At 72.9% G+C, this 19,180-nt stretch carries 17 protein-coding genes; 13 read left to right on the plus strand and 4 right to left on the minus strand.

Going from position 1 to position 19,180, the window contains the following annotated elements:
- The first annotated feature begins 6 nt into the window (after positions 1-6).
- Entirely contained in the window at positions 7-969 is a 963-nt protein-coding gene (locus tag ACIQMJ_RS31035; RefSeq protein WP_499764550.1) for a hypothetical protein, read from the plus strand.
- Positions 970-1,000: 31 nt separating this feature from the next.
- Positions 1,001-2,185 (plus strand): hypothetical protein, encoded by a 1,185-nt coding sequence (locus ACIQMJ_RS31040; protein ID WP_499764551.1) that lies wholly within the window; start codon positions 1,001-1,003, stop codon positions 2,183-2,185.
- 99 nt (positions 2,186-2,284) lie between these two features.
- On the opposite strand, the gene ACIQMJ_RS31045 is transcribed toward ACIQMJ_RS31040, so the two are convergent.
- The 3 genes from ACIQMJ_RS31045 to ACIQMJ_RS31055 all read right to left on the minus strand — a co-directional run bounded on the left by ACIQMJ_RS31045 (position 2,285) and on the right by ACIQMJ_RS31055 (position 7,150).
- Positions 2,285-4,564, minus strand: a complete 2,280-nt coding sequence (locus ACIQMJ_RS31045) for a hypothetical protein (protein ID WP_499764552.1) — start codon at positions 4,562-4,564, stop codon at positions 2,285-2,287.
- Complete coding sequence (locus tag ACIQMJ_RS31050; protein WP_499764553.1) at positions 4,561-5,511, minus strand: P-loop NTPase family protein; 951 nt, start codon at positions 5,509-5,511, stop codon at positions 4,561-4,563. Before ACIQMJ_RS31050 ends, ACIQMJ_RS31045 begins: the two co-directional genes overlap by 4 nt.
- Positions 5,512-5,761: 250 nt before the next feature.
- Complete coding sequence (locus ACIQMJ_RS31055; RefSeq protein ID WP_499764554.1) at positions 5,762-7,150, minus strand: SDR family NAD(P)-dependent oxidoreductase; 1,389 nt, start codon at positions 7,148-7,150, stop codon at positions 5,762-5,764.
- Between the two features lie 103 nt (positions 7,151-7,253).
- On the opposite strand from ACIQMJ_RS31055, the gene ACIQMJ_RS31060 reads away from it, so the two are divergent.
- The 5 genes from ACIQMJ_RS31060 (at position 7,254) to ACIQMJ_RS31080 (ending at position 10,739) form a co-directional block, all read left to right on the plus strand.
- Positions 7,254-8,624, plus strand: coding sequence for a hypothetical protein (locus ACIQMJ_RS31060; RefSeq protein WP_499764555.1), 1,371 nt, complete (start codon positions 7,254-7,256; stop codon positions 8,622-8,624).
- Complete coding sequence (locus ACIQMJ_RS31065) at positions 8,621-9,037, plus strand: hypothetical protein (protein WP_499764556.1); 417 nt, start codon at positions 8,621-8,623, stop codon at positions 9,035-9,037. Before ACIQMJ_RS31060 ends, ACIQMJ_RS31065 begins: the two co-directional genes overlap by 4 nt.
- Before the next feature lie 21 nt (positions 9,038-9,058).
- Entirely contained in the window at positions 9,059-9,400 is a 342-nt protein-coding gene (locus ACIQMJ_RS31070) for an MmcQ/YjbR family DNA-binding protein (RefSeq protein WP_499764557.1), read from the plus strand.
- A gap of 173 nt (positions 9,401-9,573) precedes the next feature.
- Positions 9,574-9,939 (plus strand): cupin domain-containing protein, encoded by a 366-nt coding sequence (locus ACIQMJ_RS31075; protein ID WP_499764558.1) that lies wholly within the window; start codon positions 9,574-9,576, stop codon positions 9,937-9,939.
- Between the two features lie 536 nt (positions 9,940-10,475).
- Complete coding sequence (locus ACIQMJ_RS31080; RefSeq protein WP_499764636.1) at positions 10,476-10,739, plus strand: AfsR/SARP family transcriptional regulator; 264 nt, start codon at positions 10,476-10,478, stop codon at positions 10,737-10,739.
- A gap of 87 nt (positions 10,740-10,826) precedes the next feature.
- Here the strand turns inward: ACIQMJ_RS31080 and ACIQMJ_RS31085 are convergent, their stop codons facing one another.
- Positions 10,827-11,783, minus strand: coding sequence for a LysR family transcriptional regulator (locus ACIQMJ_RS31085; protein ID WP_499764637.1), 957 nt, complete (start codon positions 11,781-11,783; stop codon positions 10,827-10,829).
- Positions 11,784-11,994: 211 nt separating this feature from the next.
- Here ACIQMJ_RS31085 and ACIQMJ_RS31090 point away from each other — a divergent pair, with 211 nt between their 5' ends.
- The 6 genes from ACIQMJ_RS31090 (at position 11,995) to ACIQMJ_RS31115 (ending at position 19,139) form a co-directional block, all read left to right on the plus strand.
- Positions 11,995-12,792, plus strand: coding sequence for a 2-amino-3,7-dideoxy-D-threo-hept-6-ulosonate synthase (locus ACIQMJ_RS31090; protein WP_499764559.1), 798 nt, complete (start codon positions 11,995-11,997; stop codon positions 12,790-12,792).
- An 85-nt stretch (positions 12,793-12,877) separates the two neighbouring features.
- Positions 12,878-13,951 carry a 3-dehydroquinate synthase II family protein gene (locus ACIQMJ_RS31095; RefSeq protein ID WP_499764560.1) on the plus strand — a complete coding sequence of 358 codons (1,074 nt, stop codon included), beginning with the start codon at positions 12,878-12,880 and terminating at the stop codon, positions 13,949-13,951.
- A 6-nt stretch (positions 13,952-13,957) separates the two neighbouring features.
- Positions 13,958-15,310, plus strand: coding sequence for a class I adenylate-forming enzyme family protein (locus ACIQMJ_RS31100; protein WP_499764561.1), 1,353 nt, complete (start codon positions 13,958-13,960; stop codon positions 15,308-15,310).
- A gap of 25 nt (positions 15,311-15,335) precedes the next feature.
- Positions 15,336-15,914: an isopentenyl-diphosphate Delta-isomerase gene (gene idi / locus ACIQMJ_RS31105; RefSeq protein ID WP_499764562.1), complete on the plus strand. Its 579-nt coding sequence runs from the start codon at positions 15,336-15,338 to the stop codon at positions 15,912-15,914.
- A gap of 256 nt (positions 15,915-16,170) precedes the next feature.
- Entirely contained in the window at positions 16,171-17,433 is a 1,263-nt protein-coding gene (locus tag ACIQMJ_RS31110; RefSeq protein WP_499764563.1) for a DUF1996 domain-containing protein, read from the plus strand.
- The gene (locus ACIQMJ_RS31115; protein ID WP_499764564.1) at positions 17,430-19,139 is read left to right on the plus strand and encodes a discoidin domain-containing protein; all 1,710 of its coding nucleotides are present in this window, start codon (positions 17,430-17,432) and stop codon (positions 19,137-19,139) included. The genes ACIQMJ_RS31110 and ACIQMJ_RS31115 overlap by 4 nt, the downstream gene beginning before the upstream one ends.
- Positions 19,140-19,180: the final 41 nt, after the last annotated feature.

Genomic DNA, 19,180 nt, shown 5'->3' on the forward strand with positions numbered 1-19,180 from the left:
ACCGGCGTGGAGCTGCACGAGGAGCGGGCCGAGCACGTCGGTCGGGAGTTCGAGCTGGCCAGGCAGGCGTGCCGCGAGGCGGTCGAGGCCAGCCCGGCGCTGCACTACCTCGCGCACTACAGCAACGGCGTGTTCGACTTCGGCGTCGACGCGCTCGGCGACGCCGGTCCCGCGCCGGACGCGCTGCCCGGCGGCACGCGCCGCGAGGAGCTCAAGCGGCTGGGCAGGCACCTGACGTTCCAGGTCGCCACGCTCGACCGCGCCCTCCAGGAGGTGCGCACGGGCCGGCTGATCCGCACCGTGCTGCACACCGAGGAGGGCGCGCTGTTCTGCGACTCCGTCGTGCCGACCGAGCACGTCGTCGGCCTGGTGCTGGACCACGCGGGCGCGGGGCCGCTGTTCGGCCACCCCGCCGTGGACGAGGCGGACCGCGCGGTGGCGGGGCTCGCCACCCGGCTGCGCGGCCAGCTCAGCCTCGGCTCGCTCAACCCCGGCGGGTGGGACAGCGCGGAGGACGTCGTGCCGCTGCCCGTGGAGCAGGACGTGCGGGCGCACGTGACGGCGGGGGAGGGGCCGCTGACCGCGTGCCTGGCGGCGGTGCGGGCGCAGGACCTGCACCTGGTCGCGCACGTCGCCGGCGGGGAGGTGCGGTCGATGGTCGACTGCCTGGGCGACCCGTCGCTGGCGCCGTTCTTCCGGCAGGTCACGGTGGACGTGCGGCGCCGGTTCTACCACGGGTTCGTGCAGGAGCTGGGCGCGCTGGCGACGAAGCTGAACCGGGCGGTGAGCCCCGTCGTCGGAGGGCTGATGGCCCGGCTCGTGCTGGACGTGGAGATGGGCGCGATCTACTACTACCGGTTGCGCGCGGGGGAATACCTGGTCGGCGTCACTATTGATCAGGCACGGGTGCGGGCGGCGGATGATCGAATGTCCGCTCTGGCGGAAGAACTCACTCCAATCGGTCCTTGAACGCTCATCCACCCCTGCCTACCGTGGAATGGTGACGCCCCTGATGCGTTCGGCCGCGCTCCTCTCGGCTCTCGGCGCGGGCTGGCTCGTGGCGTGGCAGTTCGGACTCCGTGACGTCGACCGGTCGCCGGTGTACGGGTTCTTCATCACCGCGTTGCTCGGTTTCGGTTTGTACGCCAGCACGAGCGGGATCGTGATCGCGGAATTCCGCAGGCAGCTCCGCACGGTGCTGATCGCGGTCACGCTCGGAGTCGTGGCGAAAGTCGCGCTGATCTTCGCCGTGATGTTCCTGGGGTTCCGCGAGCCGGGGCACCTGGTGCTGGCGGTGGCGGTCGCGCAGATCGACCCGCTGTCGGTCGCCGCGATGCGGGTCAAGTCGCGGATGTCGGACTCGGCGAAGGCGCTGCTGGCGGCGTGGGCGTCGTTCGACGACCCGATCACCGTGCTGCTCACCGTGTACCTCACCGCGTTCGCCCTGGGTGGTGGCGCGGTGGGCGGCGTGGGGTCGTTCGCGGTCAACCTGGTGCTGAACCTGGCGCTGGCCGGGGTGGCGTTCATGCTGTGGACGCTGGTGCGCGGGCGCGTGGAGCGGGCCGAGGCCGGTGGTCGTGCGGTCCGGTACGCGGTGCGCGCCGTGATGGTGCTGGCGGTGCTGGGGATCGGGTTCGTCGCGGTGCAGCACTCGTTGCTGCTGGCGTTGGCGTTGCTGGGCCTGTTCTTCCGGCCGAACCTGGGTCGGTGGGTCGACGGGCTGGCGCAGGCGGGTCTGCTGCTGGCGTTGGCCGCGGTCGGGTTGGTGCTGGCGGCGGAGTTCAGCTGGGTGCTGGCCGGTGTCGGCGCGGTGCTCGGGCTGGCGGCGTTCGGGGCGCAGGCGGTGGTGGCGTTCGCGCTGACCGTGCCGAAGCGGTGGCGCGGCGACCGGGTGCGGCTGGCGCTGGGGCAGCAGAACGGGCTGACCGCGATCATCCTGGCGCTGCTGCTGGAGCCGACGTTCCCGGGTGCCATCGCCGTGGTCGCGCCGGCGGTCGTCGTGGTGAACGTGCTGCACGCTGTGGCGAACGGCGCTTACGACCGCGTGACCGCACGCCGTCCGGCGCCCCAGCCGCCCGTGCCCGCGCCTGCGCCGAAGCGCATCCCCCGCGTCCCGCTCAACCCCGCTCCGGCACCGCGGCCCACACGCGCCGCTTCCCCCTACCGGGTGAAGCCGACGCCCTGAGCGTTGAACTCGGGGTACCTGAGCGTTCGACTCTCGGGACCTGGGCGTTCGACTCTCGCGTGAGTCCTGCGTTCGGAACGGGTGAGTCCTGCGTTCGGGTCACGCCGGGGACGAGCGGAACACGGCGCGGCGCACGCGCGGGCTCAGGTTGCGCAACGCGTCGTGCACGCGGGTGCGGCGCGAACCCTGGCTCACCTCCGCCACCAGGCCGCCCGCCCGCGCCGACCACGGCGGCAGCTTGAACAGCGGGTCCAGCAGGAACAGCGGCAGGAACTCGACGATCCCGTCGTAGATCCCGCACAGCTCCTCCAGCCGCTCCTCCGCGTCGGCGTCCCCGGACGACGAGTACCACTGCGCCACCGCCGCCCGGAACGCCTGCACGGCCTTCTGCATGAACACCGCCTGCGTCGCCGCCTGCGTGAACTCCGGTGTCCGCAGCCGCCGGTGCACCGCCTCCTGGGTGGTGGTCGGCGCGTGGTCGAACGCCTCCTCGAACATCACGTCGACCTGCGTCACGTCCTCCAACGCGTCCACCGCGTCGCGGAACAGCCGCTCCACCTCGCCCGGCAACCTCGACGGCGCGGCCTCCGCCGCCCGGCCGGGCGTCCCGGTCAACGCGCCGAGCTGCCGCGCGATCGCGCCGAGCTGCCGGTCCGACGACGCCCGCACGCCGTCCATGTGCTCGGCCAGGTGCTCGATGAACCCGTAGATGCTGGACTGCTGCCTGGCCAGCTGGTCCATCCGCCACCGCAGCCCCGACAGCGGGTCCGCGTCGCCGCCCGGCCGCCGGCCCGCGTTCACCAGCGCCTTGAAGTCGTCGGCGAACGTGCGGTCGACGTACACGAGCGGTTCCCGGCCGAGCAGCTCCCGCAGCTGGATCGCCACGCCGTCCGCCACCACCCCGTTGACCAGCAGGATCAGCTCCGCGTCCGGCTCGGCCTCGCGCACCGCCGAGATCCGCCGCACCACCGCGCCCAGGTCGGCGTTGTCCAGCAGCGACGGGCTGATCAGCACGGCGCACCCGACCGCCTGCTCGGGGAAGGTGACCCAGAAGTCCGCCAGCGAGTCTGCGGCCGCGCCGAGCAGGTGCCGGTGCAGGTAGTCCAGGCCGTTGGCGTCGAGCACCCGGCGCACCACGCCGTCGATGTCGTCCGAGCTCAACGACCCGAACAGGTCGCGCGCCGCCTGCCGCACCATGTCCTCGGTGACGGTGAACCCGTGGCCGGGCTCGCGGGACAGGTCGTCGGCCATCCGGAACACCCGGTGGCACAGCCGGATCACGTTGCGCGCGTTGCCCCGGGCCAGGTCGCGCAGGTACCGGGTGGTGTCGACGGTGAACGGCGCGAGCTGCCGCGTGCCGAACACCTGCTCCTGCGCCAGCTCGACGAACTCGCGCACCTCGCCCTGGCTGAGGCCGGACATCACCACCGTGTACGGGATGCGCTGCCGCACCGCGGGCGGCAGCACGGACTTGAAGTCCGGCAGCCCGCACAGCACCAGGCACGCCCCGGCCTTGCCGAACACCTGCAACAACGTCTGGAACGCGGCCATCGTGCGGGCGTGCGGCCGGCTGTCGGCGGAGAAGATCTTGTCCAGCTCGTCGATCGCCAGCACGAACCGCCGCTGCCGGCCGCCGAACAGCAGGGCGAACACGCCCATCGCCTCCAGCGCGGCCACCTCGTCGTCGATCGGCGTGCCGATGCCGCGTTCCACCAGCACCTGGTCGGGCGTGCCGCCGAGCAGCCACGACCACACCGAGTGCTCGAACCCCGGCCGCAGCAGCAGGGTGAGCGCGGTGCCGAAGTCCTTGTTGTTGGTCACCTCGCGCAGCGTGTCCTGGACCTTGCGCAGCAACGCGCTCTCCATCAGGCCCAGCCGCTCCACGACCTCCTGCGGCTCCAGCTGCCTGCTGCCCAGCCACTCCAGCATGTCGCTGGTCAGGCCGCTGCTCTGCAACGACTCCGCGACGATGTCGGCGTAGTACTCGCTGACCTGCGCCCGCACGCCCTCGCGGCCGAGCTTCTGCATGAACCGCCGGTACAGCTCGATGAAGCTCTCCGCGGTCGCGTCCAGGTACAGCGCGTGCGTCGGGTCGGCCAGCACCTGGCGGGCGTGCCGGACCAGCCGCACGGCCAGGTGCGTCTTGCCGGTGCCGTAGTCGCCCAGCACGGCCACCACGGTGCCGGTGCGGTCACGGCCGGCGCGCGCGGGCGGCGCGTCGAGGTAGGACGTGAGGTGCGCGAGCGCCTGCCGCGTCGCGTCGGTGGTGATCGCCACGTCGACCGCGTCGGGATCGGCGTCGAAGTCCGTGATCCGGGCGACCGCCATCGGCGAGAAGGGGTTCTTCCGCGAGGGCGGGAGATCGCTGCGGTCGCTCATGGCCCATTCACCGGTCCATTCCGGGACTTCGTGTTCAAGAACGCCCTGATGTCCTCCACGGTCACCAGGTCGGTCTCGGCGTAGCCTAGTCCCGTTGCACGTTTGTGTTCGTAAGTGCCGTGTAAGAACCTTTGCAACATCGCGACCGATTGGCAGTGCTTGGCCACCAATTCGATCGCGTCATCACTCATCCGGGGATAGGTTCCCGCCGCCGCGTGCCGGGTCAACCGGTCCTCGGCGAATCGCTGCGCGTCACCGGGGTCGAGCGGACCGACGTGCAGCGTGATCGGCGGCACCCACGTTTCCAGTTGCCGCACCACGTCGGCCACCTCGTCCGCACCCAGGTACGCGGATTCCGTCAGGAACAGCACCTTCGCGCTGTTGAGCGTCCGCGCGTACCGGATCACCTCGTCCACCAGCTCGTTCGGGCTGGGCAGCAGCACGACCAGCGCGACGTCCTCGCGCAGCGCCCGGCCCAGGCGCGGGAACACGCGACCCGGCACGTCCCGGACCGCCTCCAGCCGCTCCTCGCTCTCCTGGCGCAATGCCCCCGCGTCCACGAGCAGGTCGAACATCCGGTCGCACACCTCGGCGGTGCGCTGGTCGATGGACAGCTCCTGGTCGGTCGGCAGGCAGCCGGTCAGGTCCAGCACGACGCCGCGCACGTCCCGCCGGCGCAGCTCGCCGACGACCCAGTCGGCGCACCGGTTGACCAGCGCGGTCTTGCCGCAGCCCGACTCTCCGGTGACCAGCGCGAGCCGGCCGTACTCCAGCATCACGCCGAGGTCGCCCATGGCGTCGCAGAAGTGCCGGAACGCGTCCTCGGCGCCGTCCACGGGCACGTAGTAGTCGCGGTGCGCGGGTCGGTGCCACGGGCGCAGCGGCCGCATCGGCGTGCTCTCCCACCCCGGCAGCGGGAACGGGTTGACGCGGGGCGCGGTCACCACGGCGCCACCGACCCGGTCACGCGCGGCAGCGCGGCGGCTCGACCGGCCCGCCCGCCGTCCATGCCCACCCCCGTCGCCTCGCGGCGGCCTAGCGAAAGCTTCAGCCTACCGACGGAGAGTCGCACACGGGCACGTTCCCGTTAACCGGTGCACCCCGAACGGCCCATTCGGATTGCGACGGTCGGGAATCGACGGAATGGGGGAGTGAACGCCGCGCTGCGGTGTGCGGCGAACGGGTGCGGCGAACGGCTCACCAGGGTGCGGGCGCGTAGTCCTTGAGGAAGCAGCCGTGCAGGTCCTCGCCCAGCTCGCCGCGCACGATCGGGTCGTACACCCGGGCCGCGCCGTCGACCAGGTCCAGCGGCGCGTGGAAGCCCTCGGCGGCCAGCCGCAGCTTGGTCGGGTGCGGCCGCTCGTCGGTGATCCAGCCGGTGTCGACGGCGGTCATCAGGATGCCGTCGGTGGTCAGCATCTCCTCGGCGCTGGTGCGCGTCAGCATGTTCAGCGCGGCCTTGGCCATGTTGGTGTGCGGGTGGCCCGGCCCCTTGTAGGCGCGGCTGAACTGCCCTTCCATCGCCGAGACGTTGACCACGTACTTGCGGCGCGCGGGCGAGGCGGCCATCGCCGGGCGCAGCCGGGAGATCAGGATGAACGGCGCGGTGCTGTTGCACAGCTGCACTTCCAGCAGCTCCACCGGGTCGACCTCCTCGACCCGCTGCACCCAGCTGTTGACCGGCGCCTCGTCGGGCACCAGGCCGCCCGCGTCGATCTCCTTGGACCCGGCGGTCAGCGCCAGCGCCGTGACCGCGGGGATGGTGTCGGCCAGCGTGCCCGCCAGCGCCACCGGGTGCGCGGACAGGGTGTGCCCGAACGTGACCAGCTCGGGCAGTGGACCGGAGGGCAGGGGCGCGGACTCGGCCGCGACCAGCGGCGCGTAGGCGCCCGCCGACCGGCGCACGGTCTGCGCCGCGTTGTTGATCAGGATGTCCAGCGGCCCGGCGGCGGCCACCGAGTCGGCCAGCTGCACGACCTGGGCCGGGTCGCGCAGGTCGATGCCGACCACGCGCAGCCGGTGCAGCCAGTCGGCGCTGTCGGGCATGGACGCGAACCGGCGCACGGCGTCGCGCGGGAACCGGGTGGTGATGGTGGTGTGCGCGCCGTCGCGCAGCAGCCGCAGCGCGATGTACATGCCGATCTTGGCGCGGCCACCGGTGAGCAGGGCGCGCTTGCCGGTCAGGTCGGCGCTCTGGTCGCGCTTGGCCCGGTTGAGCGCCGCGCAGTCGGGGCACAGCTGGTGGTAGAACGCGTCGACCTGGGTGTAGCGCTGCTTGCACGTGTAGCAGGACCGGGCGCGCAGCAGCGTGCCCGCCTTCGCGCCGGGCTCGGGCTCGCGCAGCAGTAGACCGCGGGTCTCGTCGTCGATGCGGGACGGCGAGCCGGTCGCGGTCGCCTCGATGACCGCGCGGTCGGCGGCGGTGACGGAGGCGCGGCGGTCGGCCTTGCGGCGCTTGCGGAGGCTCTTCCAGATGCCGGCGGTGGCCCGGCGGACGGCTACCGCGTCGGGGTGCTCGGTGTCCAGTTCGTCCACTTGGGCGAGCACCCTTAGGGCGATTTCCAGCTCGGCGGGGTCAATCGACACGTCCAGCACTCTACCTGCGGCGAAATCCGCCCCCGGACGGGTGAAATTCGCGTGAGCCACCGCTAGGGTGCCCGGCATGCCTACAGCGGGTACCGGCCCACGGGTGCGACGACTGGACCACCCCGACGCCGACGTCCGGCCGCGTGCCCTCGGCCTGCCCCGAGGCCGACCGGTCCTCGCGGTGTTCGGCTCGGCCGACGCACTGGACACCGACCTGGCCGCTTCCGTGCTCCCGGTGCTGCGTGCGGTGCTCGCCGCGGCTGCCTCGGCGGATGCCGTGGTGATCACGGCGGGGGCCGACACCGGAGTCACGCACCTGCTCGGCCTGGCCGCCGAGTCGCTGGACGGCCGGTGGCCCCGGATGGTCGGCGTGGCGCCGTCGGGCCGGGTGGCCGTGGAGGACGCGGAGCCCGCCGACGGTGAGGTACGGCTCAACGTGAACCACGACACGGCGGTGCTCGTGCCGGGCTCGAAGTGGGGCGAGGAGCTGCCCGCGCTGTTCCGCGCGGTGGACGCGGTGGCCGGGTCGAAGCGCCCCGCGCTGGCCTTGTTGATCGGCGGCGGCGACCTGGCCCGCGCGGCGCTGGTCGACCACCTGGGCCGCGACCGGCCGCTGCTCGTGCTCGCGGGCACGGGCGGTCTGGCGGACGAGATCGCGGGCGGCGCGGCCGACCCGGCCCCCGCCGACCCGACCCCCGACACGGCCGCTGTCCGGCCTGCCTCCGACGCCGTCGCCCTCCGGCCCACGCCTGACACGGCCGCCGTCCACCCCGCCCCTGACACCGCCGCTGTCCGGCTCGCCCCGGACGTCGATGCCGTCGAGCGCGACGCGCCGGCCGAGCGCGACGACGACCTCGACATCCTGGTCCGCAGCGGCCAGGTCGCCTTGGTGCACCTGGACGAGGGCGCGGACAAGGTCGTGGCCGTGGTGCGGCGGGTGGTGGGCAACCGGCCCGGTGCCGAGCTGCACGCCGACGTGCCGCCGCCCGCGGTGTGGCCCCGGTTGCGGTTCCGGGCGCCCGAGCCGCACCCCGTGATCGATCCCGGCTACGTGCTGGACTACCCGTTGCTGGCCGACGCGATCCACGAGGCCAACCAGGCCGTCGCGCCCGCGCTGCACGAGTGCGAGGTCGTCGCCCTCCGGTCGCGGGAACGCGCGCGGCTGCTCGTGGTGCTCGCCATCGCCGCGGGCTTCGGCACCACGGTGTTCGCCGCGTTGCAGGTCTGGCTGCGCGACCAGCCGTGGCCCGGTGTGCTGCTCGCCGTGTCCGGCGCGGCCGCGGCGGTGCTCGCGGTCGTGGCGCGCGGCGGGGAGGACCCCGACGCGAAGGTCCGCGCCGAGCAGTTGCGCGCCCTGTACTTCGACCACCTCGCCGCACCACCCGCCGCCGACGACGCCGAGCGCGAAGAGCGCGCCCGCGAGCTGGCGACGGCCGTGGCGCGGCTCCGGCACGAATCGGTGAGCCGCTCATGACGACCCTGGTGGACGACCACCGCGAGCAGTTCCTCCGCGCCTACCTGCGCCACCGGGTCGGCGAACGGCTCGCGGGCTTCGAGCAGGCGCAGGCCCGCTACACCGCGGCACGCCGCTGGACCACCGCCGTGACCGTGCTGCTGTTCACCGCAGCGGCGGCGTTGGGCGCGGTGGCCGTGGCCGACGACGGGCGGCGCGCGCTGTGGGCGTTCCTGGCCACGGTCGCGGCGGCGCTGGCGACGGCGGTCGGCGTCTACGAGGCCGCGTTCTCGTTCCGCGCGCTCTCCCGGCGGTCCGCGAACGGCGTGGCGCTGCTGCACCTGCTCCAGGCGCACGGCGCGCCGGAGGGCGAGGACGGCGTCAACGCCTTCCGCACCGAGGTGGAGAGCGTGCTCCGGCACGCGGACCGCTGACCGGCGCGGGATGATCGGCCGATGGCGACCGTCGAGGACGTCCGGCGCATCGCGCGGTCGTTGCCGCGCACCGAGGAGGCCGTGGTCCGGGACCGGGTGAAGTTCCGGATCGGCCGGATCGTGTACCTGGCGCTGTCGTGGGACGAGCGGACGCTGGGTTTCGCGTTCCCGAAGGACGAGCGGGACGCGCTGGTGGCCGCCGCCCCGGACCGGTTCCACCTGCCCGGGGCGTCCGACCTGCGCTACAACTGGGTCGAGTGCACCCTGGCCGCGGTGGACGAGGACGAGCTGACCGAACTCGTCGTGGACGCGTGGCGAATGTGCGTGCCGAAGCGTGTGGCCGCCGAGCACCTCGGTCTATAGGTTCTGGCGGTGGGCCGTTCGGTGGCGGAGGGATCACCCGCGCCGGCGTGCCGTGGCGGTGTTCCCCGGCGGTCACGTCCGGGCGCCCGCCGGTGACAACGTCGGTTTCCGGTCGGCGCCTGGGAGAACATCGTGGGACACGTGGAGCCTGCCGCCGCGGTGGGGCGGTAGCCGTGGAGGTGCGTCGGCTCGACCCCGGCGAGCTGGTCCGGGACAGCGGGCTGGTGGCCCGCAGGCTGATGCCGTGGCCGCTGGTGAACGCGCCGTTCGACGGCTCGTGGTGCGTGGTGCAGCCGGGTGCGGAGTCGAGCACGCACGCCCACCGGGAGCACGAGGTCTGGGTGGCCGTGTCGGGCGAGGCGGAGATCGTCACGCGCGAGGGCCGGACGCCGTTCGCGGCGGGTGACATCGTGCACTTCCGCCCGTACGAGGAGCACCAGCTCGTCAACGACGGCGAGGCCGACTTCCAGTTCTTCGCCGCCTGGTGGGACGTGGAGATGGCCGAGCGCTTCAGCGCCCGCGACGAGGACGGGCGCTGACCCGTCCACCCGGTCGGTGGAACCGCGGAACAAGAGGATTCGTCACAGTCGCGTCATTGTTGGTGAACTTTCACCGCGACTGGGGGTGGGCGTGGAGTTCCGGATCCTGGGCCCGGTCGAGGTGCGGCGCGACGGCGACGGGCCGCGGGCGCTGCGGCGCAAGCCCAGCCAGGTCCTGGCCGTGCTGGCGGCGCACTGCGGCAAGCGGGTGCCGGTGGACCGGCTGCTCGACCTGGTGTGGGGCGAGGACCTGCCGCCGCGCGCCCGCAAGTCGCTCCAGGTGCACGTCTCCGCGTTGCGCGCCGCGGGCGTGCCGGTCGCGCACCAGGACTCCGGTTACGTGCTGCGGGCCGAACCGGACCAGGTGGACGCCCTGCGGTTCCGCGACCTGACCGCGCGCGCCGCCGTCACCGCGGACCTCGAACGCCGCCGCGACCTCTACACCCGCGCGCTGGCGCTGTGGCGCGGCACACCGGTGGCGGGCGCGGAGTCCGAACCGCTGCGCCTGGCTGTGCGCGCCGCTGGAGGCGCACCACCTGGCCACCCTCGAAGCGGCCGTCGACACCGACCTCGCGCTGGGCAGGCACGCCCAGGCGGTCGAGGCGCTGACGCCGCTGGTGGCCGAGCACCCGTTCTCGGAGAACCTGCGCTACCAGCTCATGACCGCGCTGCCGGCGTGCGGCAGGCGCACCGAGGCGCTGTTCGTCTTCCAGGACGTCCGCCGCACGCCGGCCGACGAGCTCGGCGTGCCGCCGGGGCCGCAGCTGCGCGAGCTGTACCGCGAAGCGCTGGGCGTTTAGGCGCCGCTTCACCGCGCTCGGGCACCGTGCGGGCACACCGGGTCGCGGGTCAGTGCCGGGCGGCACCCCCGCCGTCCGGTCGGGACGTCAGCTCGCCGCCGCGGTCAGCCCGGTGGCGGCCAGCTTCGCGGTGCGCGGGCCGTGAACCCAGATCCGCTCCTGGTAGGCCCGCACCAGCGCGGCGTGGATCTCGTCGACGTACTCCGCCGCCAGGCAGTCCCGCCGCCACACCACGGTCACCCGCCGGTGCACGGGGTTGCCCACGATCGGTTTCAGCAGCACGCCCGGCAAGTCCTGCCCGGTCGGGAAGAAGCACGCCACCGCTTGCGCCGACCGCACCAGCTCCGCCGCCGCCGCCGGGTCCACCCCGAAGTGCGCGCACCGCGGCGTGAAGCCGGCCGCCTCGCAGGCCAGGTGCAGGTTCAGCTTCCCGCCGCCGTAGCTCTCGTCCGAGACCGCCCACTCCTCGTCGGCCAGTTCGGACAGCCGAATCTCGGCGCGCGCCGACAACCGGTGGCCGACCCCGATCCCGACCAACATCGGTTCGGTCACGACGGTCCGGCAGTCGGCCTCTTCGGGAATCCGCAGCGGACCGCGCGGGTACTCCGTCACCAGCGCGAGGTCCAGCTTCCCGGCCCGAACCAGGTCGAGCACGGCGTCGCTGGAGCGCTCCACGTGCGTGGTCTGCGGGTGCGTCGGCAGCAGCGAGCGCACCACCGCGACCAGCAACGGCGTCAGCGAACCGGCCACGCCGCCGAGCCGGATGCCCGTGACGTCGCTCTCCGCCGCCAGCTTGCGCGCGGTGACCAGCAGGTCGTCGAACCGCTCCACCAGGTCGCGTGACCGCAGCACGACGTGGCGGCCCAGCTCGGTCAGCTCGACGCCGTCGGTGCGCCGCAGGAACAGCGGACCACCGAACCCCCGTTCGATGCGGCGCAGCTGGGCGGTCAACCCGGCCTGCGCGATCTTCAGCAGTGAGGCGGCCCGGCTGATGCTGCCCGCTTCCGCCACGGTCAGCACGACGTGGAGGTGCCTGAGCTCCATGTTCACTGCGGCAGCCTAGGGCAACGAGACGAACCGGACACCGACCGTGCGTGTGGCGAGGTGCGCGACCCCGCGTCGAGCGGGACGCGGCCCGTTGCTCCAACAGGTGCATAACTGGCGAGTTATCGCCACCTCACACCTCCCGCCGCGCTCATCCGTTCGACCACCCTGCTGGGTGGCCGGCACCGATCACCGAGGAGGTGTGAGCGACATGACGAAAGCTCTGCGCCTGCGGCGCCTTTCCCGTCCGCGCGACGACAGGTACCTCTTCGTCCCGCTCGACCACAGCGTCTCGGACGGTCCGGTGGTGCCGCGCGACCGGTGGCACGAGCTCATCGACTCGGTCGTGGTGGGCGGCGCCGACGCCATCATCGTCCACAAAGGACGGGTGCGCACGATCGACCCGGACGTGCTGGCGGGCTGCGCGCTCGTCGTGCACCTCAGCGCGGGCACCGCGCACGCCGCCGACACCAACGCCAAGGTCATCGTCGGCGAGGTGGACGAGGCGCTGCGGCTCGGCGCCGACGCGGTGAGCGTGCACGTCAACATCGGTTCGGACACCGAGGAGCGCCAGCTCGCGGACTTCGGCGTGGTCGCCAAGGCGTGCGACGAGTGGAACGTGCCGCTGGTCGCCATGGTGTACCCGCGCGGGCCGCGCATCGCCGACCCGAACGACCCCGCGCTGCTCGCGCACGTGGTCAACATCGCGGTCGACCTCGGCGCCGACATCGTCAAGACCAACCTCGCCCAGCCCGCGGGCCGGATGGCCGAGGTGATCGCCAGCTGCCCCATCCCGGTGCTGGTCGCGGGCGGCCCGGCCACCGGCGGCAGCGTGGTCGACCACGCCCGCACCGCGATGGCCGTCGGCTGCGCCGGCCTGGCCGTCGGCCGCCGCGTGTTCACCGCGCCCGCGCCCATGTCGCTGGTCGCGGAACTGGCCTCGATCGTCCACGACGACACCCGAGCGGACCTGGTCCGCGCGATGACGGGCGTCGTGGCCTCGTCATGACCCCGTCGCCCGCGGCCGCCGCCGGTCACCCGACCAGCGGCGGCCCGTCCGCACGCCGATCGGGCTCTCACCCCTTGGAGAACCGTTGAAGTTCGCCTGGATCGACCTCCGAACCGTCCCCGAAGCGCACCGCGAGGCCGTCGTGGACGCCGCCGTGCACGCCCGCCTGGCCGGCGTGGTCGCCGACGACCCGGCGCTGCTGGACGCGCTGCCGCCCACGATCACCCGGGTGCTCGTCGCCGACGCGGCGGTCGACAGCCCCCACCTGGTCACCGTGGTCGTGGACGACCAGGACGCGCTGGAGCGGCTCACCACCGACGCGGCGTTCGTGCAGGTCCGCGACGACCGCACGCTCAAGCTGGCGTGCGCCGCGGCGGTGCGGCTGGGGCACACCGTGGTCGCGTTCACCGATCCGACGAAGATCCCGCTGGAGATCGTGATCGCCGCCGCCGACGGCGCGCCCGGCAAGCTGATCACCGTCGTGGCCGACCTCGAGGAGGCCGCGATCGTGCTCGACGTGCTGGAGCACGGCTCGGACGGCGTGCTGATGGCGCCGCGCGACGCCAACGACGTGTTCAAGCTGGCCCGGCTGCTGGAGGCGACCACGCCGCCGCTGGACCTGACCACGCTGACGGTCGACGGCATCACCCACAACGGCCTGGGCGACCGCGTCTGCGTGGACACCGCCTCGCACTTCCAGGAGGACGAGGGCATCCTCGTCGGCTCCTTCTCCTCCGGCTTCATCCTGTGCTGCAGCGAGACCCACCCGCTGCCCTACATGCCGACCCGGCCGTTCCGGGTCAACGCGGGCGCGCTGCACTCCTACGTGCTCGGCCCGGACAACCGCACCAACTACCTGTCCGAGCTGCGCTCGGGCAGCACGGTGCTCGCCGTCAACTCCGAGGGCCGCACCCGCAAGCTCACCGTCGGCCGGGCCAAGCTGGAGTCGCGCCCGATCCTCACCATCACCGCGCACTCGCCGGAGGGCGTCGAGGTGTGCCTGACCGTGCAGGACGACTGGCACGTGCGGGTGCTCGGCCCCGGCGGGAAGGTCCGCAACGTCACCGAGCTGCAACGCGGTGACGAGCTGCTCGGCTACATCGCGACCGAGCAGCGGCACGTGGGCATCCCCATCGGCGAGTTCTGCAAGGAGACCTGAGCCGAGATGCGCGAGTTCGTCACCGACCTGTTGCGCCGCCACGGCGACGACGTGCCGGTGTTCAGCCACGAGCACACCGTGACCCACGGCGCGCTGCGGGCCTCGGTCGCCGCCGAGGCGAGCCTGTTCGCCGCGTCCGGCGTGGGGGAGGGCAGCACGGTCGCGCTGCACGTGCCGCCGAGCTTCACCCAGCTGGAGGTGGTGCCGGCGCTGTGGAGCCTCGGCGCCCGGGTGATCTCCATCGACCACCGGCTCACCCCCGCCGAGGTCGACGTGCTGCGCGAGCTGACGCGCCCGCAGTTCTTCGTGCGCGCCTCCGGCCGGCCGGTCGGCATCTTCCGCGAGCGCTACGAGCTGGTGACCGAGCGCAGGTCCGACGGGCGGCCCGCGGAGACCCGGCACCGGCTGGTCCAGTTCACGTCCGGCTCCACCGGGCGGCCCAAGGTCGTCGGCCGCAGCACCGAGTCGATCATCCGCGAGGTGATGCGGTTCGGCGCGGCCGAGGGCATGCCGCAGCGCGGCGAGCGGATGCTGGTGCTCAACTCCACCGCGCAGAGCTTCGGCCTGATGGGCGGGCTGCTGCACGCGCTGGCGGCGGGCGTGCACCTGGTGTTCGCCGGGAAGCTGTCGGCCGAGGACGTCCTGGCCACCGCGGCGCGGCACCGGGTCGACTTCATCACCGGCGTGCCGTTCCACTTCGAGCTGCTGGCCGCCGCCGCCGACCGGCCCTCGTTGCGCACGGTGCGCGGGGCGTTCGCGGGCGGCGAGCTGATGCGGCCGGACGTGGCCGAGCGGTTCGCCGCCGCCTACGGCTTCACCGTCGGCGAGTGCTTCGGCACCACCGAGACCGGTGCGCTGACCATGGACGCGGCGGGCACGACCCGGCCGTCGGTGGGCAAGCCCCTGTCCGACACCACGATCAGGGTGCGCGACGGACTGGTCGAGGTGGCGCTGGACCAGTCGCCGTACTTGGGCGAGACCGACCCCTCCCGTTACCTGGACGGGTGGTTCCGGACGGGTGACCGGGGCGAGTTCGACGCGCGCGGCAACCTGCGGCTGCTGGGCCGGGCCGACTCGCTGGTCGTGGTGCGCGGCAGCAACGTCGACCTGACCCAGGTGGAGGCGGCGCTGCGGGCCCACCCGCTGGTGACCGAGGCGATCGCGGTGCACGACGAGGTGATCGAGGCGTACGTGGCGACCGCGTCGGACGCGCTCACGCCGGACGAGGTGGCCGCGTGGTGCGCGGAGCGGCTGGCCGAGTTCAAGCGGCCGCAGCGGGTGCACGTGCTGCGGGCCCTGCCGCGCACGCCGAGCGGCAAGCTGGTGCGCAACCCCGAGGTGCTCGCCGACGCGCGGTGATCGCCGGTGTGGCAGGGTGGGTGGCGTGGAACAAGTCGTGCTCCTGGACGAGTCCGGTGCGGGGGTCGGCGTGGCCGACAAGACCTCCGTGCACCACGCGTCCACCCCGCTGCACCTGGCGTTCTCGTCGTACCTGTTCGACGAGGCGGGCAGGCTGCTGCTGACCCGGCGCGCCCTGCACAAGAAGACGTGGCCGGGGGTGTGGACCAACTCGTGCTGCGGCCACCCCGCGCCCGACGAGCCGATGGTGTCGGCCGTGACGCGGCGGCTGGCCGACGAGCTGGGCCTGGCCGACGTGCCGCTGGAGCTGGTGCTGCCCGCGTTCCGCTACCGGGCGGTGATGGAGAACGGCGTCACGGAGAACGAGATGTGCCCCGTGTTCCGGGGCGTGGTCGCCACCGACCCGGAGCCGAACCCGGACGAGGTGGACTCGTTCGAGTGGGCCCCCTGGGCCGAGTTCGCCCCCGCCGTCCTGGCCGGCGCCCGCCCGGTGTCCCCGTGGTGCGCCCTCCAGGTGGCCGAGCTGTGGGCCCTGGGCCCCGACCCCCTGTCCTGGCCGGTCGCCTCCCCGGCCTCCCTCCCACCCGCCGCCCGCCTCTCCTGACCTCCCGCCCCACTCCGAGCGCAGGACTCACCCGTTCCGAACGCAGGACACACGCGTGAGTCCTACGTTCGGAACGCGTGTGTCCTGCGTTCGGAACGGCTGAGTTCAACGCTCAGGTCAGAGAGCGCTCTCTTGGTCCGCGTTCCGGGATGACCGGAACTCCCGGCTTTCCTTGACTGATACAGGTGGCCGTCTTACGTTCCGCTGTGAGAGCGCTCTCTGAACCCTCCCTGCATCGCCCTCCGAAAGGGGAGTCGTGATCCCCACCATTCGCCGATGGCGTCGTCTGGTCACCGCCACCACCGTCGCGGTGCTGACCGCGTCCGCACTGACCTTCGTCACCGCTCCCGCCTCGGCCGCCCCGGAACTGCTGTCCCAGGGCAGGCCCGTCACCGCGTCCTCCACCGAGAACGGCGGCACGCCCGCGTCCGCCGCCGTCGACGGCAACGCCGGCACCCGCTGGTCCAGCGCCGCGGCCGACCCCCAGTGGCTGCGGGTCGACCTCGGCACGTCCACCGCCATCAGCCAGGTCACCCTGAACTGGGAGAACGCCTACGCGCGCTCGTTCCAGCTCCAGACCTCGGCCGACGGCAACGCCTGGACCACCATCGCCACCGCGTCCGGCAACGTCGGCGTGCAGAACCTGACCGTCTCGGCCACCACCCGGTTCGTCCGGGTCTACACCACCGCCCGCGCCACCCAGTACGGCGTGTCGCTGTGGGAGTTCCAGGTGTTCGGCGTCCCCAACACCAGCGGCCCGATCGTGCGGGTCGCCGAGTTCCTCGCCGAGTGCCCGTACAGCCACCGGCTGCCGGACGACCCGATCGTGGCGCCCAACCTGCCCGGCGCGTCGCACATGCACAGCTTCTTCGGCAACCGCACGACCAACGCCCACTCGACCACGCAGTCCCTGCTGGCCGGCACCAGCAACTGCAACCCGGGCGTCGACCTGTCGTCCTACTGGGTGCCGACCCTCTACGCGGACAACCAGCCCGTGGAACCGACCGGCACCACGTTCTACTACCTGGGCGAAGGCGTGCGCGACGACGTGATCGCGCGCATCCAGCCGTTCCCGCTGGGCCTGCGGATCGTGGCGGGCAACGCCAAGGCCACCCAGCCCGACGCGAGCACGATCTCCCGCTGGTCCTGCCTGCACGCCGGCCACGTGGGCGCGTCCAAGGACTTCGTGAACTGCCCGGCGGGCACCATGCTGGAGTCCTACCTGGACTTCCCGCAGTGCTGGAACGGCCGCGACCTCGACTCGCCGGACCACAAGAGCCACATGGCCTACCCGGTGAACGCGGACTGCCCGTCGACCCACCCGGTGCCGGTGCCGAAGCTGCGCCAGGTGCTGCGCTACCCCGTGAACGGCGACCCGGCGCGGTTCAGGCTCGCCTCCGGGCCGGGCTTCACCATGCACGGCGACTTCTTCAACGCGTGGCCGGAAGCGGAACTCGCCCGCCGGGTGCGCGACTGCATCAACCCGATCATCAAGTGCGGCGCGGACGGCCGCCCATGAGGACCCCGATCCGCTTGGGCGCGGCGTTCGCCCTGCTCACCGCGCTCGTCGTGCCGGTCACCGCGGTCCGGGCCGCGGAGTGCGGCACGGCCAACGCGGCGCTGAACGCGCCCGTCACCGCGTCGTCGGTCGAGACCGGCAGCCCGTTCACGGCCGCCTCGGCGGTGGACGGCAACGCCGGCACCCGCTGGTCCAGCGCGTTCAGCGACCCGCAGTGGCTGCGGGTCGACCTGGGCGCGAGCCGCGAGGTGTGCGGCGCGACGCTGCAGTGGGAGGCCGCGTACGCGACCGCGTTCCAGATCCAGACGTCGGCCGACGGCAACGCCTGGACCACCGTGCACCAGACCACGACCGGCACCGGCGGCACGCAGAACGTCACCTTCAGCGGCACGGGCCGCTACGTGCGGGTCTACACCACCGCCCGCGCCACCCAGTACGGCGTGTCCCTGTGGGAGTTCGCCGTCCGCACGGGCACGAACTCCGGTGGCGGCGGCGAGGCCCTGCTGTCCTACAACAAGCCGGCGTTCGCCTCGTCGTTCCAGGACGACGGCGCGTGCCCGCAGTGCACGCCCGCCAAGGCGCTGGACTTCAACCCGGCCACCCGCTGGGCCACCAGCGCCACCACCGGCTGGGTCGACCCGGGCTGGATCTACGTCGACCTGGGCGCGACCGCGCAGGTCAGCAAGGTCGTGCTGCAGTGGGACCCGGCGTTCGCCACCGGGTTCGAGATCCAGACCTCGGCGAACGCGTCGAGCTGGACCACGATCCACGCGGTCACCAACGGCACCGGGTTCAAGCAGACGTTCGCGGTGAGCGGCACGGGCCGGTACGTGCGGGTGAACCTGACCAAGCGCAGCGGCCAGTACGGCTACTCGCTGTGGGAGTTCCAGGTCTACGGCACCGGCGGCAGCCCCACGCCGCCACCGCTGCAGGCGCCCGACCCGGGCACCCCGCTGCGGCTGGTGTGGAGCGACGAGTTCAACGCGCCCGCGGGCACGCGGCCGGACGCCGCCAAGTGGCGACCGGAGACCGGCACCGGGCAGAACGCGGAGCTGCAGTACTACACCGACAACCGCAACGCGGCCACCGACGGCGCGGGCAACATGGTGCTGGAGGCCAGGCGGGAGGTCACGCCCGGCTCGGCGTGCCCGGTCGACCCTGTCAGCGGCAGCGGCACGTGCCAGTACACGTCGGCCCGGATCATCACCGAGGGCAAGGCGTCGTGGACGTACGGCCGGTTCGAGGCCCGCGTCCGGGTGTCGGGGACCAAGGGCCTGTGGCCCGCGTTCTGGATGCTCGGCACGGACATCTTCAAGGGCACGCCGTGGCCCGCCAGCGGTGAGATCGACATCATGGAGCACCTGGGCCGCGAGCCGAACACCGCGTACCAGACGATCCACGGCCCGGCCTACTTCGGCGGGGGCGGCATCGGCAAGGTGCACGACATCGGCCAGGACTACGCCAACGCGTTCCACGTCTTCCGGGTCGACTGGAACAGCAAGGGCATGGTGTTCAGCATCGACGACGTGACCGTCCTCACCATCGACAAGGCGACGGTGGAGGCGACCCGCGGCCCGTGGGTGTTCGACAAGCCGTTCTTCATCCTGCTCAACAACGCGGTGGGCGGTGACTGGCCCGGTCCGCCGGACGCCACCACGGTCTTCCCGCAGCGCATGCTGGTCGACTACGTCCGCGTCTACCAGTGACGGGTGGGTGCGGTCACGCCTCGGCGTGGCCGCACCCCCGG

The organism is Actinosynnema sp. NPDC091369 (assembly GCF_044757065.1).
In the GTDB taxonomy this organism is placed as follows: Bacteria; Actinomycetota; Actinomycetes; order Mycobacteriales; family Pseudonocardiaceae; genus Actinosynnema.

Bases quoted from the DNA above. Each gene is read 5' to 3' on its own strand.
- ACIQMJ_RS31045 (WP_499764552.1), bottom strand. From the start codon at position 4,564: ATGAGCGACCGCAGCGATCTCCCGCCCTCGCGGAAGAACCCCTTCTCG.
- ACIQMJ_RS31065 (WP_499764556.1), top strand. From the start codon at position 8,621: ATGACGACCCTGGTGGACGACCACCGCGAGCAGTTCCTCCGCGCCTAC.
- ACIQMJ_RS31070 (WP_499764557.1), top strand. From the start codon at position 9,059: ATGGCGACCGTCGAGGACGTCCGGCGCATCGCGCGGTCGTTGCCGCGC.
- ACIQMJ_RS31085 (WP_499764637.1), bottom strand. From the start codon at position 11,783: ATGGAGCTCAGGCACCTCCACGTCGTGCTGACCGTGGCGGAAGCGGGC.
- ACIQMJ_RS31090 (WP_499764559.1), top strand. From the start codon at position 11,995: ATGACGAAAGCTCTGCGCCTGCGGCGCCTTTCCCGTCCGCGCGACGAC.
- ACIQMJ_RS31100 (WP_499764561.1), top strand. From the start codon at position 13,958: ATGCGCGAGTTCGTCACCGACCTGTTGCGCCGCCACGGCGACGACGTG.
- ACIQMJ_RS31115 (WP_499764564.1), top strand. From the start codon at position 17,430: ATGAGGACCCCGATCCGCTTGGGCGCGGCGTTCGCCCTGCTCACCGCG.